Source organism: Kitasatospora herbaricolor, from assembly GCF_030813695.1.
GTDB lineage: Bacteria > Actinomycetota > Actinomycetes > Streptomycetales > Streptomycetaceae > Kitasatospora > Kitasatospora herbaricolor.
The window spans coordinates 1,990,761-2,005,299 of sequence record NZ_JAUSVA010000002.1 but is presented as its reverse complement, the minus strand read 5'-3'; the positions used below and the strand labels follow the sequence as shown (position 1 = coordinate 2,005,299).

Below are 14,539 nucleotides of genomic sequence, written 5' to 3'. Positions count from 1 at the left end.
GGCGCCGGCCGGGCGCGTCCTGACGGCCCCGCGGGCGGCCGTCCGCCACCCGGCCCCACTGCCGGCATGCCCTGACGCCCCGGCGGGCGCCACGGTCGCCCGGTGCCCCGCCGCGGGCCGCTCAGGCCCGGGCCGGCGGTCTGCTGCGCTCCGGCGGTGTCGGCTGCGGCGGGCACCCCATCGACCAGGGCAGCCCGTACCGGCCGAAGAGGTCGGCCCGGATCGGCGCCAGCGCCAGCTCCGCGCCCGGCAGCAGCACCCCGATGCAGCCGCCCATCAGGGCGCTGCGCAGCACGGCGTGCTCGGCCGGCGGGTCCGGCGCGCCCCAGTCGCGCAGCAGCTCCTGCAGGATCGCCCCGACCCGTTGCTGCTCCGGGTCCTTGACGAAGGCCCCCACGTCCGGGTCCAGGATCAGCGCGAGGTGCGAGCGCATCACCCGCGGGTGGTCCATGGCCAGCCCCAGCACCGCGTCTATCGCGCGGGCCAGTCGCTCCTCGGGGGTGGCGGCCGGCGCCAGCCCGGCCAGGGCGGCGGAGAGCTCCAGGTGCATCAGCCGGTGGGTCGCCGACTGCATCAGCAGCCGCTTGCCGTCGAAGTAGTACGACAGCAGCCCCCGGGCGAGCCCGGCCCGTTCGGCTATGTCGGAGAGCGTGGTGCCGGCGTATCCGTGCTGGTCGACGAGTTCGACGGTGGCCCGCATGATGCGGCGACGGGAGCGCTGGCGCATTTCCTCGTTGACCGAATCCCCGCGAGGTGCCATCGTGTCTGCTCCGTACGTTCGTTGGCTCCCGGCCAATATACTGGCCGGGCGACGTGCCGAGGCCGCCGCGTCCTGGGCTCCAGGACAACGGCGGACCGGTTCCGTACGGAGGCGCCGGCTCCACCAACACGGGGGTTTGGTGGAGCCGGCGCCGTCCCCCGGCCGGGGTTCGCGGCCGGGGAGGGAACAGTTGCGCGGGTCAGCGCTTGGTCAGCACCTCGGAGCCGGCCTGGGCGGCCTGCTGCGCCGACGGGTAATCATAGTCGGCCACGGACACCGGGATTGACCTCTTCCGGCGGTCCGCCAGCACGCCGGCCGCGGCCACCGCGAACCCGGCCAGGGCCACCGCGGTGACCAGCCACAGCGCCGGGCGGTAGCCGTCCAGCTGGGCCTGTGCGCTCTCGCCGCCGCCGCTGCCCGCGGTGATCACCGCGGTGACGACGGCCAGCACGATCGCGCCGCCGATCTGGAAGGCGCTGTTCACCAGCCCGGAGGCCAGGCCCTGCTCCTCGTCGGCCACCCGTCGGTGGCGGCGATGTTCACCGAGGGGAAGGCCAGTGCGAAGCCGACGCCGAGCAGGATCATGCTCGGCAGCACCAGCGTCAGGTAGCCGCTGTGCTCGTCCAGCCGCAGGAAGCCCGCGTAGCCGAGGGCCAGCGAGAGCACGCCCGCGGGCAGCAGCCTGGCGGTGCCGAACCGGTCCACGATGGCGCCCATCCTGGTCGCGGAGAGGGCGACCAGCGCGCCGGCCGGCAGCAGCCCGAAGGCCATCTCCAGGGCCGACCAGCCGAGCAGCCGCTGCAGGTACAGCGTGGCGATGAACTGGAAGCCGGCGTAGGAGCCCATCAGGGTGAGGGCGATCAGGTTGGCCCTGGCCACCCCGCCGTTGCGGAAGATGCCGAGCCGGACCAGCGGGTGCGCGGTGCGCAGTTCGATCAGCAGGAACGCGGCGGCCAGCACCACCACGGCGAGCAGTGAGCCGATGGTGCGCAGGCTCAGCCAGCCGGCCCCCTGGGCCTCGGTGACGGTGAAGACCAGCAGCAGGACGGCCAGCGTGCCGGTGATCGCCCCGGCCACGTCGTAGCCGCCGGCGGTGCGCTCCTCGCGGGCCTGGCGGGGGAGCAGCCGGAAGGCGAAGACCAGCGCGAGCAGGGCGACCGGTACCGGCATCAGGAAGGTCCAGCGCCAGCCGGCCGAGGTGAGCAGGCCGCTGAGCACCAGGCCGAGCGAGAAGCCGCTGGCGCCGCAGGTGGTGTAGATGGACAGGGCCCGGTTGCGGGCGGGGCCCTCGGGGAACGTCGTGGTGATGATCGACAGCCCCGCGGGGGCGGTGAACGCGGCGCTGACGCCCTTGAGGAAGCGGGCGCCGATCAGCAGTCCGCCGTCGTCGACCAGGCCGCCGAGCAGGGAGGCGGCCGCGAAGACGCCGAGGGCGACGAGGAAGACCCGGCGCCGTCCGAGCAGGTCGGCGGCGCGTCCGCCGAGCAGCAGCAGGCCGCCGTAGCCGAGGACGTAGCCGCTGACCACCCATTGCAGGGTGGAGGTGGACAGGTTCAGGTCGGTGCCGATGGAGGGCAGGGCCACGCCGACCATCGAGACGTCCAGGGCGTCCAGGAACATGGCGGCGCAGAGGACGACGAGGCTGCCCCAGAGGCGGGGTGTCCAGTGTTGCTCGGAGTGCGACGGATGGTCAGACGGCTTGGTCGGGTCGGTGGTTGAGCCGGAGCGGCTTGGAGCGGTCATGGGGAGGAGACTACATGCATGTGCAATCAATGCAAGCAAATATAATGTGAACGCAATAAATTCCTTGGCATGTGCTAGTCTGACCCCGTGTCCGAACTCGACCCTGCCGCCGATGCGGCCCTGGTGGCCGGCTGGCGCGACCTGCTGGCCCGCCACGCCGCGACGGCCTGCGCCCTGGACCGCGAGCTGGGGGAGCGGCACGACCTCGGGATGAGCGAGTTCGAGGTGCTGGAACGGCTCGTCGAGAGCGAGGGGGCCCAGCAGGCCATGCTGCGGGTCCAGGAGCTGGCCTGCACCGTCCACCTGAGCCAGAGCGCCCTGTCCCGGCTGATCGGCCGGCTGGAGAAGGCCGGCCTGGTCACCCGGGCCATGTGCGAGAACGACCGCCGGGGCATCTTCGTGACGCTGACCGAGGACGGCCGCGAGCGCTACGAGCGGGCCCGGCCGCTGCACCGCGAGGTGCTGGCCCGGGTCCTCGGCGGCGCCCCCGCCGGCTCCGGCTGAGCCTGCCCCCGACCGACCGGCCGTCACCCCCCGAGGCCGGCGGGCCGCCGCCGCGCGGAGCCCCGCCGCCCGGCTCAGAGCAGGGCGAACAGGCCCGGCGCCGCCGCCAGCAGGACGGCCGCCACCGGCGCGGCCAGTGCCGCCACCGTCAGCCGCAGCCGGTGCGAGACCGGCAGTCTCGGGTGGTCCGACAGCAGCCGGTCCACCCGCTTCGGGGACTGTGCGAGCAGCCCGGGCGGGCAGGATCCGAACACCCCGCGCCCCAGGTTGAGTTCGGCCAGGGCCAGGGCGGTCGTGGTCCGGCCGTGCCGGCGTGCCGCCCGGTCGTCCGCGGCCAGCTCCACCAGTTCGCCCACCTGGTCGCGGAAGGCGCTGAACACCCCGACCCCCGGGAACCCGGTGGCCAGCGCCTGCGCGCACTGCGACAGCCAGTGGTGCCGCGCCCGGACGTGTCCGCGCTCATGGCTCAGTACGGCGGCCAGCTCCCGGTCGGTGAGCTGGCGGATGGCGCCGGTGGTGACCACCAGCCGGGCGCCGTGCCCGGGCAGCGACCAGGCCTCCGGACTCATGCTCTCCAGCACCACCAGCCGCTCACGGCCCTTGCGCCGGCCGCCCCTGCTGCTCATCGATGCCGGCAACTCGGGTGCCCGGTGGGCCAGTTCCGCATGACGGTGATCGCGCAGGGCGCGCGCCGAGCGGACTTCCCTGGTGAGCGCGAAGAGAGTCTGCAGTCCGCCCGCGGCCAGCAGTGCCGCGCAGAGCCGCCCCCACCCCTCGGCGCCCTGCAGCCCGTACGCGGCCTCCACGCCGTGCGGCGCGCCCGAGAACAGCAGCACCCGGAGCTCCGGCAGGGCGGCCGAGGTGGCCAGCAGGAGGGCGAGCAGGCAGCACAGCAGCACCGCGACCACCAGGCACTGCCACGCCAACAACCCCAGCACGGGCTCCCGTTCGACCCACCGGGCCCGGGCCAGCAGGCGCGGCGCGACGGTCGACAGCAGCAGTCCGAGCAGCAAGAGGCCGAGCAGGGCCGTCATGGCAGGGGCTCCCCCAGTACGCACGGAGCGCGACAGTGCGCTCCCCGCCAACCTATGCGCTCCCCGGCGCCCGTGGAACGACTTTCGGCCACCCGTGACCAACGACACCCGGCGTGCCCCGGTGACCGGCGGGCCGGGCGGTCAGCACCCGGCCGGCACCGGCGGCCCCGGGCCCCGGGCCCTCGCCCGGGGCCGCCGGTCAGAGCGTCAGCAGCATCGCGAACATGCCGATCCCCATGGTGAGCCGGCAGGCCTGGGGCAGCCCGGCGCTGCCGGTGTGCAGGACCCCGCCCGGGGTGGCCAGCAGCCGGCTGCCGGCCCAGAGCGTGTACCCGCCGAAGTACAGCAGCAGGCCGCCGGTGAGCAGCGGCAGCCCGGCGCCGGCCTGATGGTGGGCGTGCGCGGGCGCCCCGGCCATCGCCAGGGCCATGTACGTCATGGCCAGGGCGCCGATCGCGTGGTGCAGCCGGTGGCCTCGCCGGGCCGGCGAGTGCGGGGCGGGGGAGTGCGGGCCGGCGGCCTGCGGAAAGGCCGGGCCCAGGGCGGCGGACGGCAGGGTGGTGGACGGCAGCACCGGCGGGTGGCGGACGGGTGAGCGTGCGGTCCCCGGTCGGGGGGCCAGGGCGGCCAGCAGGAACCACGCGCCGGGCAGCCCGAACACCCAGGCCCACACCGCGGGCGGCACGATGCCGCCGGTGACGGCCATCGCGGCCGTCCCCAGCCCCATCAGCGCCTCGGCGGCGGCGGACTCGTGACTGAGCACCCCGCGTCGCGCGCCCGGCCCGGGCCGCTCGCAGGACGGCCCGCGCAGCCGGGTCAGGCAGTACGTCCCCGAGGTCGCGGTGAGTGCTGCCAGCAGCCAGGTGAGGACGGCTGGTCCGTGCATCGGCGCGCCCCTCTCGACCGGTGCGTGCGGGCATCCGTTCCACGATCACCGCTCGGGGGCGCACGCAGCAGGGCGCGCACGGGGGCGCACGGAGGTGACCTCCGGCGATCGCGGGCCGCTCTCAGCCCCAGCCGACAGGTTTGGCACCAGGAGGACGCTGCCGGCCCGCCCGCCACGGACGTCCCCCGGCACCCCGCGCCGACTGCTCCCGGCGGCCCGCCGCTCCCGTCGCCGGCCGGGACCCTCCCCGGCCGGGACCCTCCCCGGCCGGGACCCTCCCCGGTGGCGCCGGAGGACCGCAGGCGGCAAGGTCGGCGTACGGCACCGCATCGACCGGTACCGCATCGACCGGCGCCGCGGGGCGCCGCCGTCCGGCGCCCCCTGGCCGGCTTCCGCGCCGACGGCGAGCACCGCCGCGAGCACCGCGGCAGGCGGCACGGAACGGCTCCCCCCGGCCTCCTGCCGGGAGCAGCACCGCCGGGAGCGTGGCGGGAGGTGGACATCGACCCCGGGCGGCCGCCGGCCGGCCGCCGTCCCGGGCCTGCGGGGCGCGATCCGCAGGCCGGCCGGCGGCGCGCGACGGCCCCCGGCGGCACAGATCACCCCCGGACCCCCCTTGAACAGGAGAACCTCCTGTATCTATGGTGTATCCGTCGAAATAACTCCTGTTGAAGTGAGTCAGAGATGCAGAATCTTTCGCCAAGGCTCGCTGTGGCGGCCGATGCTCCCGAGCAGACCAACGCCGGCCACCCGGCCTGGCTGAGACTGAAGGACGCCGTCGAGGCGCTGCGCCCCCTGCAGTCCAAGGACGGCTCGATCGACCTGTCCGCCGTCCAGCGGCACACCGTCGACCCGCTGCTCGATGTCGTGCTGGCCGCCGTCGAGGAGCTCGCCCCGCTCTTCCCGCACGACGCCGCGTACCTCGCCGCCGTCGGCACGGATCTGCGCAAGTGGGCGGAGACCGGCTACCGCGAGCCCGACTTCCTCGACTCCCTGATGGCCTTCCAGCCCGCCGCGCAGCGTGAGGACGGCCTGGAGCACCTGGTGGTCTTCCCGATGTACACCCAGAACGGCAACCCGGACCGCAACCTGGAAGCCGTCCTGCTGCGCGTCGTGTGGCCCGACTGGCTCGCCGAGCTGGAGCGCACCCGCTTCGACAACCCGATGTTCGTACCGATCACCTTCACCGACTTCACGGCCGGGTACGACACCAACTCCGCCGTCCTCTTCCCCGAGACCGTGGCCGTCCGCAAGGCGCCGGAACGTTTCACCTGGGGCGGCATCTTCTGCGACCGCGAGGCGGCCCGCTTCCGCGCCGTCACCGAGCGAGCCGTCGACCTGCTCGGCCTGGAGATCCCCGCCGACGCGGCGAGCCTGCTGCAGGACCAGCAGCGCGCCCAGCAGACCTTCGTCCTGTGGGACCTCGTGCACGACCGCACCCACAGCCACGGCGACCTGCCGTTCGACCCCTTCATGATCAAGCAGCGCAGCCCGTTCTGGATGTACGGGCTGGAGGAGCTCCGCTGCGACCTGACCGCCTTCAAGGAGGCCGTCCGGCTGGAGGCCGAGGGCTACGAGCAGGGCCGCGACGTCCAGTACGCGATCCTCTTCGACCGGATGTTCCGCTTCCCCGTCAGCGGTGACCGGGTGCGCAACTACGACGGTCTCGGCGGCCAGCTGCTCTTCGCCTACCTGCACAAGCACGACGCGCTGCGCTGGCGCGACAACCGCCTCAGCATCGACTGGGAGCGCGTCGCCGACGTTACCAACGCCCTCTGCGGCGAGATCGAGACCCTCTACCGCGACGGCATCGACCGGCCCAAGACGGCCCACTGGATCGCCGCGTACCAGCTGGTCTCCCGCTACCTCACCCCGCACCCCGCCTCCACCTGGGCGAAGGGCCCCGACGCGCTGCCGCTCGACATCACCGAGGGCAAGGCGCTCAACAAGGCCCTGTGCGACGCCGTGCTGCCCGACGAGTTCCCGCTGAGCATGTTCTTCGAGGCCCTCTCCAAGAAGCTCAGCGGCGTCATCGCCGCCACCACCGGCATCACCGGCGCGGGCATCCAGGGGGCCGCCGCATGAGCGCCCTCAGCGGAAAGGTGATCGCCGTCGCCGGGGCCAGCGGCCCCGCCGGACAGGCGGTGCTCCGCCGGCTCGCCGCCGACGGCGCGACCGTGATCGGCGCCGACATCGACCCCCGGCGCCTGGAGACGGCGCTCGACGCCGTCCGCACCGCAGTGCCCGGCGCGAAGATCAGCGGCCAGGTCATCGACCTGCTCGACCCGCAGGAGGTCCACGACTGGGCCGACCACCTGGAGGCCGAGCACGGCCACGTCGACGGCGTCTTCCACCTGGTCGGCGGCTGGCGCGGCAGCAAGACCTTCTTCGAGACCCGCATCGACGACTGGGACTTCCTGCACGACACCGTGGTGCGCACCCTCCAGCACACCTCGCTGGCCTTCCAGCCCGCGCTGCTCCGCAGCGAGTCCGGCCGGTACGCGATCGTCTCGGCGTCCTCCGCCCACAAGCCCACCGCGGGCGGAGCCGCCTACGCCGCCGCCAAGGCGGCGAGCGAGGCCTGGACCCTGGCGATGGCTGACTCCTTCAAGAAGGAGACGACCTCCGGGGACGGCGTGCCGACCGCGGCGGCTGCGATCCTGGTGATCAAGGCCCTGGTCTCGCCCGAGATGCGGGCCGAGAAGCCGGACGCCAAGTTCGCCGGCTTCACCGACACCGCCGACCTCGCCGACACCCTGGCGGGCCTCTGGGACCGCCCGGCAGCAGACCTGAACGGACAGCACCTGTGGCTGACAGCCCGATGACCCCCGCCCCCGCCACCGACGCGGTCCGGCACCACGACCCGGCCGTCCGCGGCTTCGCCAGCGACAACTACGCCGGCGTCCACCCGGAGATCCTGGCCGCGATGGCGGTGGCCAACGGCGGACACCAGGTCGCGTACGGCGAGGACGACTACACCGCCCATCTCCAGGGCGTCTTCCGCAAGCACTTCGGGGACAAGGCCGAGGCCTTCCCGGTCTTCAACGGGACCGGCGCCAACGTCGTCGCCCTGCAGGCCCTGCTGCCCCGCTGGGGAGCCGTGATCGCCGCGCAGAGCGCGCACATCAACGTCGACGAGTGCGGTGCCCCCGAGAAGATCGCCGGCATCAAGCTGCTCACCGTCCCCACCCCGGACGGCAAGCTCACCCCCGAGCTGATCGACCAGCAGGCCTGGGGATGGGGCGACGAGCACCGCGCCCAGCCGCTCGCCGTCTCCATCACCCAGAGCACCGAGCTGGGCACGCTCTACACCGCGGACGAGATCAAGGCGATCTGCGACCACGCCCACCAGCACGGCATGCTCGTACACGTGGACGGCTCCCGCCTGGCCAACGCGGCGGCCTCGCTCGGCCTCCCGCTGCGCGCCTTCACCACGGACGCCGGCGTGGACGTGCTGTCCTTCGGCGGCACCAAGAACGGTCTGCTGATGGGCGAGGCCGTGGTGGTCCTCAACCCCGAGCGGGTCCGCGACATCAAGTTCCTGCGCAAGATGTCGATGCAGCTCGCCTCGAAGATGCGCTTCGTCTCCGTGCAGTTCGAGGCGCTGCTGGCCGGCGACCTCTGGCTGCGCAACGCGAGCCACGCCAACGCGATGGCCCGCCGCCTGGAGGCCGCCGTCCGCGGGATCGACGGCGTGACGGTGGTCCGGCCGGTCGAGGCCAACGCCGTCTTCGCACTGCTGCCCCGGGAGGTGAGCGAGCGGCTGCAGAAGCAGTACCGCTTCTACTTCTGGGACGAGCACACCGGCGAGGTGCGCTGGATGGCCGCTTTTGACACCACCGAGGCGGACATCGACGCCTTTGCGGCGGCGATCGCCGAGGAGATGGCCCGCTCCTGACCGCCCCCGCACCTCGGATCGTCCCGTCCCGGAGCCCCGGGACGGGACGATTTGCTTGTGCCGCCGGGCCTCCGTACAGTTCTCCGGGTTGCCCCGGTGGCAGCACGCTCCACCCGCAGGGATTCGGATTCAGGTTCGGATTCACCGGGGAAAAGCAGCCCGAGAAACTCTGGTAGAGTTCGGGAGCGCCGAAAGGCCGAAGCACATCGGATGAACGAAGCCCCGGAAAACGGAGCGGAAAGCGTCTGATAAGCTGGAAACACGAAAGAACGAAGCGCCCGGAGAGTTCACGAGAGTGGCTTGAAGGAAGTGTCCGTTCCTTGAGAACTCAACAGCGTGCCAAAAGTCAACGCCAGATATGTTGACATCCCCGGCCTCGATCTCTGATCGGGGTTGGAGATTCCTTTAGTAACAAAACACTAGCGAGGACGCAGTGCGCGGGGCCGCCCTATTCCGGTGGTTGCCGTGCCGCTCAACGCGAGTGGCCGCTCGATTACGAGCAGACATTCACGGAGAGTTTGATCCTGGCTCAGGACGAACGCTGGCGGCGTGCTTAACACATGCAAGTCGAACGGTGAAGCCCTTCGGGGTGGATCAGTGGCGAACGGGTGAGTAACACGTGGGCAATCTGCCCTGCACTCTGGGACAAGCCCTGGAAACGGGGTCTAATACCGGATATGACCTTCCTCCGCATGGGGGTTGGTGTAAAGCTCCGGCGGTGCAGGATGAGCCCGCGGCCTATCAGCTTGTTGGTGGGGTAATGGCCTACCAAGGCGACGACGGGTAGCCGGCCTGAGAGGGCGACCGGCCACACTGGGACTGAGACACGGCCCAGACTCCTACGGGAGGCAGCAGTGGGGAATATTGCACAATGGGCGAAAGCCTGATGCAGCGACGCCGCGTGAGGGATGACGGCCTTCGGGTTGTAAACCTCTTTCAGCAGGGAAGAAGCGCAAGTGACGGTACCTGCAGAAGAAGCACCGGCTAACTACGTGCCAGCAGCCGCGGTAATACGTAGGGTGCGAGCGTTGTCCGGAATTATTGGGCGTAAAGAGCTCGTAGGCGGCCTGTCGCGTCGGATGTGAAAGCCCGGGGCTTAACCCCGGGTCTGCATTCGATACGGGCAGGCTAGAGTGTGGTAGGGGAGATCGGAATTCCTGGTGTAGCGGTGAAATGCGCAGATATCAGGAGGAACACCGGTGGCGAAGGCGGATCTCTGGGCCATTACTGACGCTGAGGAGCGAAAGCGTGGGGAGCGAACAGGATTAGATACCCTGGTAGTCCACGCCGTAAACGTTGGGAACTAGGTGTTGGCGACATTCCACGTCGTCGGTGCCGCAGCTAACGCATTAAGTTCCCCGCCTGGGGAGTACGGCCGCAAGGCTAAAACTCAAAGGAATTGACGGGGGCCCGCACAAGCAGCGGAGCATGTGGCTTAATTCGACGCAACGCGAAGAACCTTACCAAGGCTTGACATATACCGGAAACGGCCAGAGATGGTCGCCCCCTTGTGGTCGGTATACAGGTGGTGCATGGTTGTCGTCAGCTCGTGTCGTGAGATGTTGGGTTAAGTCCCGCAACGAGCGCAACCCTTGTTCTGTGTTGCCAGCATGCCTTTCGGGGTGATGGGGACTCACAGGAGACTGCCGGGGTCAACTCGGAGGAAGGTGGGGACGACGTCAAATCATCATGCCCCTTATGTCTTGGGCTGCACACGTGCTACAATGGTCGGTACAAAGGGCTGCGATGCCGCGAGGCGGAGCGAATCCCAAAAAGCCGGCCTCAGTTCGGATTGGGGTCTGCAACTCGACCCCATGAAGTTGGAGTTGCTAGTAATCGCAGATCAGCATGCTGCGGTGAATACGTTCCCGGGCCTTGTACACACCGCCCGTCACGTCACGAAAGTCGGTAACACCCGAAGCCGGTGGCCTAACCCGTAAGGGGAGGAGCCGTCGAAGGTGGGACCAGCGATTGGGACGAAGTCGTAACAAGGTAGCCGTACCGGAAGGTGCGGCTGGATCACCTCCTTTCTAAGGAGCACATGGCCGAATGCGAGCAAATGTCTCGCACGGTTGCTCATGGGTGGAACGTTGACTATTCGGCACGGTTCGGTCTCATCGACCGCGAGTACTGCGCTTCGGCGCGTGGAAAGCATCTGATGGGGTTGGGTCGTGTCGGGCACGTTGTTGGGTCCTGAGGGAACGGCCGTATGGTCGTTGCTTCAGTGCCGGTCCTACTTGATGATCCTCGTTTCGGGGGTTTGATGGTGGGTGACTGGTCGTTGTTTGAGAACTGCACAGTGGACGCGAGCATCTGTGGCCAAGTTTTTAAGGGCGCACGGTGGATGCCTTGGCACCAGGAACCGATGAAGGACGTGGGAGGCCACGATAGTCCCCGGGGAGCCGTCAACCAGGCTTTGATCCGGGGGTTTCCGAATGGGGAAACCCGGCAGTCGTCATGGGCTGTCACCCATACCTGAACACATAGGGTATGTGGAGGGAACGCGGGGAAGTGAAACATCTCAGTACCCGCAGGAAGAGAAAACAACCGTGATTCCGGGAGTAGTGGCGAGCGAAACCGGATGAGGCTAAACCTGATACGTGTGATACCCGGCAGGGGTTGCGTATGAGGGGTCGTGGGAAAGTTCTTCAGTCGTCTGCCGGCGGCTGGGTGAGTCAGAAACCGTTGGTGTAGTCGAAGGACATGCGAAAGGTCCGGCGTAGAGGGTAAGACCCCCGTAGACGAAACATCAGCGGCTCACTTGAGCTTCTCCCAAGTAGCACGGAGCCCGAGAAATTCCGTGTGAATCTGGCGGGACCACCCGCTAAGCCTAAATATTCCCTGGTGACCGATAGCGGATAGTACCGTGAGGGAATGGTGAAAAGTACCGCGGGAGCGGAGTGAAATAGTACCTGAAACCGTGTGCCTACAAGCCGTGGGAGCGTCGGACATGCAGCTTGCTGTGTGTCTCGTGACTGCGTGCCTTTTGAAGAATGAGCCTGCGAGTTTGCGGTGTGTAGCGAGGTTAACCCGTGTGGGGTAGCCGTAGCGAAAGCGAGTCCGAATAGGGCGTTTCAGTTGCATGCCCAAGACCCGAAGCGGAGTGATCTAGCCATGGGCAGGTTGAAGCGGAGGTAAGACTTCGTGGAGGACCGAACCCACCAGGGTTGAAAACCTGGGGGATGACCTGTGGTTAGGGGTGAAAGGCCAATCAAACTCCGTGATAGCTGGTTCTCCCCGAAATGCATTTAGGTGCAGCGTCACGTGTTTCTTGCCGGAGGTAGAGCACTGGATAGGCGATGGGCCTCACCAGGTTACTGACCTTAGCCAAACTCCGAATGCCGGTAAGTGAGAGCGTGGCAGTGAGACTGTGGGGGATAAGCTCCATGGTCGAGAGGGAAACAGCCCAGAACACCGACTAAGGTCCCTAAGCGTGTGCTAAGTGGGAAAGGATGTGGAGTCGCAGAGACAACCAGGAGGTTGGCTTAGAAGCAGCCACCCTTGAAAGAGTGCGTAATAGCTCACTGGTCAAGTGATTCCGCGCCGACAATGTAGCGGGGCTCAAGCACACCACCGAAGTCGTGTCATTGCAGCAACAGGGCCAACGCCTGCTGTGATGGGTAGGGGAGCGTCGTGTTCCGGGTGAAGCAGCGGAGGAATCCAGTTGTGGACGGGACACGAGTGAGAATGCAGGCATGAGTAGCGATACAAGAGTGAGAAACTCTTGCGCCGATTGACCAAGGGTTCCTGGGTCAAGCTGATCTGCCCAGGGTAAGTCGGGACCTAAGGCGAGGCCGACAGGCGTAGTCGATGGACAACGGGTTGATATTCCCGTACCCGCTTTGAAGCGCCAACGTCGAACCTCTGAATGCTAAAGCCGCGAAGCCGGCCCGGAGTCTTCGGACAATGGGACGTGGTGGAGCCGCTGACCCGACAGGGTAGTAGGTGAGCGATGGGGTGACGCAGGAAGGTAGTCCAGCCCGGGCGGTGGTTGTCCCGGGGTAAGGGTGTAGGCCGAGTGATAGGCAAATCCGTCACTCATTAAGGCTGAGACCTGATGCCGAGCCGATTGTGGTGAAGTGGATGATCCTATGCTGTCGAGAAAAGCCTCTAGCGAGTTTCATGGCGGCCCGTACCCCAAACCGACTCAGGTGGTCAGGTAGAGAATACCGAGGCGTTCGGGTGAACTATGGTTAAGGAACTCGGCAAAATGCCCCCGTAACTTCGGGAGAAGGGGGGCCGGAACTGGTGATCGGATTTACTCCGTGAGCTGGGGCCGGCCGCAGAGACCAGCGAGAAGCGACTGTTTACTAAAAACACAGGTCCGTGCGAAGCCGTAAGGCGATGTATACGGACTGACGCCTGCCCGGTGCTGGAACGTTAAGGGGACCGGTTAGTCGAGATTCGTCTCGGCGAAGCTGAGAACTTAAGCGCCAGTAAACGGCGGTGGTAACTATAACCATCCTAAGGTAGCGAAATTCCTTGTCGGGTAAGTTCCGACCTGCACGAATGGCGTAACGACTTCTCGACTGTCTCAACCATAGGCCCGGTGAAATTGCATTACGAGTAAAGATGCTCGTTTCGCGCAGCAGGACGGAAAGACCCCGGGACCTTTACTATAGCTTGATATTGGTGTTCGGTTCGGCTTGTGTAGGATAGGTGGGAGACTTTGAAGCAGCCACGCCAGTGGTTGTGGAGTCGACGTTGAAATACCACTCTGGTCGTGCTGGATGTCTAACCTGGGTCCGTGATCCGGATCAGGGACAGTGTCTGGTGGGTAGTTTAACTGGGGCGGTTGCCTCCTAAAGAGTAACGGAGGCGCCCAAAGGTTCCCTCAGCCTGGTTGGCAATCAGGTGTTGAGTGTAAGTGCACAAGGGAGCTTGACTGTGAGACCGACGGGTCGAGCAGGTGCGAAAGCAGGGACTAGTGATCCGGCGGTGGCTTGTGGAAGCGCCGTCGCTCAACGGATAAAAGGTACCCCGGGGATAACAGGCTGATCTTCCCCAAGAGTCCATATCGACGGGATGGTTTGGCACCTCGATGTCGGCTCGTCGCATCCTGGGGCTGGAGTAGGTCCCAAGGGTTGGGCTGTTCGCCCATTAAAGCGGTACGCGAGCTGGGTTTAGAACGTCGTGAGACAGTTCGGTCCCTATCCGCTGTGCGCGTAGGAATATTGAGAAGGGCTGTCCCTAGTACGAGAGGACCGGGACGGACGAACCTCTGGTGTGCCAGTTGTCCTGCCAAGGGCATGGCTGGTTGGCTACGTTCGGGAGGGATAACCGCTGAAAGCATCTAAGCGGGAAGCCTGCTTCGAGATGAGTATTCCCACCTCCTTGAGAGGGTAAGGCTCCCAGTAGACGACTGGGTTGATAGGCCGGATGTGGAAGCCCTGTAAGGGGTGGAGCTGACCGGTACTAATAGGCCGAGGGCTTGTCCTCAGTTGCTCGCGTCCACTGTGTTGTTCTGAAACAACGACCCCGCATGTCCCGGGCCACGGGATGGTGCGGTGCGGTGACAGTTTCATAGTGTTTCGGTGGTCATAGCGTGAGGGAAACGCCCGGTTACATTCCGAACCCGGAAGCTAAGCCTTACAGCGCCGATGGTACTGCAGGGGGGACCCTGTGGGAGAGTAGGACGCCGCCGAACAATCATTGTGGAGAAGCCCTGCCGGGTAACCGGCAGGGCTTTTCTGCGTTTCCCGGGCCCTTTTCGG

The 14,539-nt window shown here is 67.4% G+C and carries 7 protein-coding genes, 3 rRNA genes and 1 pseudogene; 7 read left to right on the top strand and 4 right to left on the bottom strand.

All coding sequences use genetic code 11. The features are described 5' to 3' along the window. Window positions 1-121 precede the first annotated feature (121 nt). The gene (locus tag J2S46_RS09070) at window positions 122-760 is read right to left on the bottom strand and encodes a TetR/AcrR family transcriptional regulator (RefSeq protein ID WP_191292293.1); all 639 of its coding nucleotides are present in this window, start codon (window positions 758-760) and stop codon (window positions 122-124) included. A 199-nt stretch (window positions 761-959) separates the two neighbouring features. Further along, a pseudogene (locus J2S46_RS09065) lies at window positions 960-2,503 on the bottom strand (MFS transporter). A gap of 87 nt (window positions 2,504-2,590) precedes the next feature. Between J2S46_RS09065 and J2S46_RS09060 the strand changes: the two are divergent. Then, window positions 2,591-3,007 (top strand): MarR family transcriptional regulator, encoded by a 417-nt coding sequence (locus J2S46_RS09060; RefSeq protein ID WP_191292294.1) that lies wholly within the window; start codon window positions 2,591-2,593, stop codon window positions 3,005-3,007. Window positions 3,008-3,081: 74 nt separating this feature from the next. Here J2S46_RS09060 and J2S46_RS09055 read toward each other — a convergent pair whose 3' ends face one another. Together J2S46_RS09055 and J2S46_RS09050 are read right to left on the bottom strand one after the other, a co-directional pair. Beyond that, window positions 3,082-4,041 (bottom strand): M56 family metallopeptidase, encoded by a 960-nt coding sequence (locus J2S46_RS09055; protein WP_191292296.1) that lies wholly within the window; start codon window positions 4,039-4,041, stop codon window positions 3,082-3,084. 199 nt (window positions 4,042-4,240) lie between these two features. Next, window positions 4,241-4,927 carry a DUF5134 domain-containing protein gene (locus J2S46_RS09050; protein WP_191292298.1) on the bottom strand — a complete coding sequence of 229 codons (687 nt, stop codon included), beginning with the start codon at window positions 4,925-4,927 and terminating at the stop codon, window positions 4,241-4,243. Between the two features lie 684 nt (window positions 4,928-5,611). On the opposite strand from J2S46_RS09050, the gene J2S46_RS09045 reads away from it, so the two are divergent. The 6 genes from J2S46_RS09045 (at window position 5,612) to rrf (ending at window position 14,472) form a co-directional block, all read left to right on the top strand. Beyond that, window positions 5,612-7,012 (top strand): DUF6421 family protein, encoded by a 1,401-nt coding sequence (locus J2S46_RS09045; protein ID WP_191292300.1) that lies wholly within the window; start codon window positions 5,612-5,614, stop codon window positions 7,010-7,012. Beyond that, on the top strand, window positions 7,009-7,752 hold the full coding sequence (locus tag J2S46_RS09040; RefSeq protein ID WP_191292301.1) for an SDR family NAD(P)-dependent oxidoreductase: 744 nt from the start codon (window positions 7,009-7,011) through the stop codon (window positions 7,750-7,752). Before J2S46_RS09045 ends, J2S46_RS09040 begins: the two co-directional genes overlap by 4 nt. After that, entirely contained in the window at window positions 7,749-8,825 is a 1,077-nt protein-coding gene (locus J2S46_RS09035; protein ID WP_191292337.1) for a threonine aldolase family protein, read from the top strand. The genes J2S46_RS09040 and J2S46_RS09035 overlap by 4 nt, the downstream gene beginning before the upstream one ends. 506 nt (window positions 8,826-9,331) lie before the next feature. Next, window positions 9,332-10,855, top strand: a 16S ribosomal RNA gene (locus J2S46_RS09030). A 287-nt stretch (window positions 10,856-11,142) separates the two neighbouring features. Beyond that, window positions 11,143-14,264 (top strand): 23S ribosomal RNA (locus tag J2S46_RS09025). Window positions 14,265-14,355: 91 nt separating this feature from the next. Continuing rightward, window positions 14,356-14,472 (top strand): 5S ribosomal RNA (gene rrf / locus J2S46_RS09020). Together the 16S, 23S and 5S rRNA genes form the textbook arrangement of a ribosomal RNA operon. Window positions 14,473-14,539 lie beyond the last annotated feature (67 nt).

What these genes read in the sequence shown, in the direction of transcription:
- J2S46_RS09050 (WP_191292298.1), bottom strand. Translation starts at nt 4,927, where the DNA reads ATGCACGGACCAGCCGTCCTCACCTGGCTGCTGGCAGCACTCACCGCG.
- J2S46_RS09040 (WP_191292301.1), top strand. Translation starts at nt 7,009, where the DNA reads ATGAGCGCCCTCAGCGGAAAGGTGATCGCCGTCGCCGGGGCCAGCGGC.
- J2S46_RS09055 (WP_191292296.1), bottom strand. Translation starts at nt 4,041, where the DNA reads ATGACGGCCCTGCTCGGCCTCTTGCTGCTCGGACTGCTGCTGTCGACC.
- J2S46_RS09070 (WP_191292293.1), bottom strand. Translation starts at nt 760, where the DNA reads ATGGCACCTCGCGGGGATTCGGTCAACGAGGAAATGCGCCAGCGCTCC.
- J2S46_RS09045 (WP_191292300.1), top strand. Translation starts at nt 5,612, where the DNA reads ATGCAGAATCTTTCGCCAAGGCTCGCTGTGGCGGCCGATGCTCCCGAG.
- J2S46_RS09035 (WP_191292337.1), top strand. Translation starts at nt 7,749, where the DNA reads ATGACCCCCGCCCCCGCCACCGACGCGGTCCGGCACCACGACCCGGCC.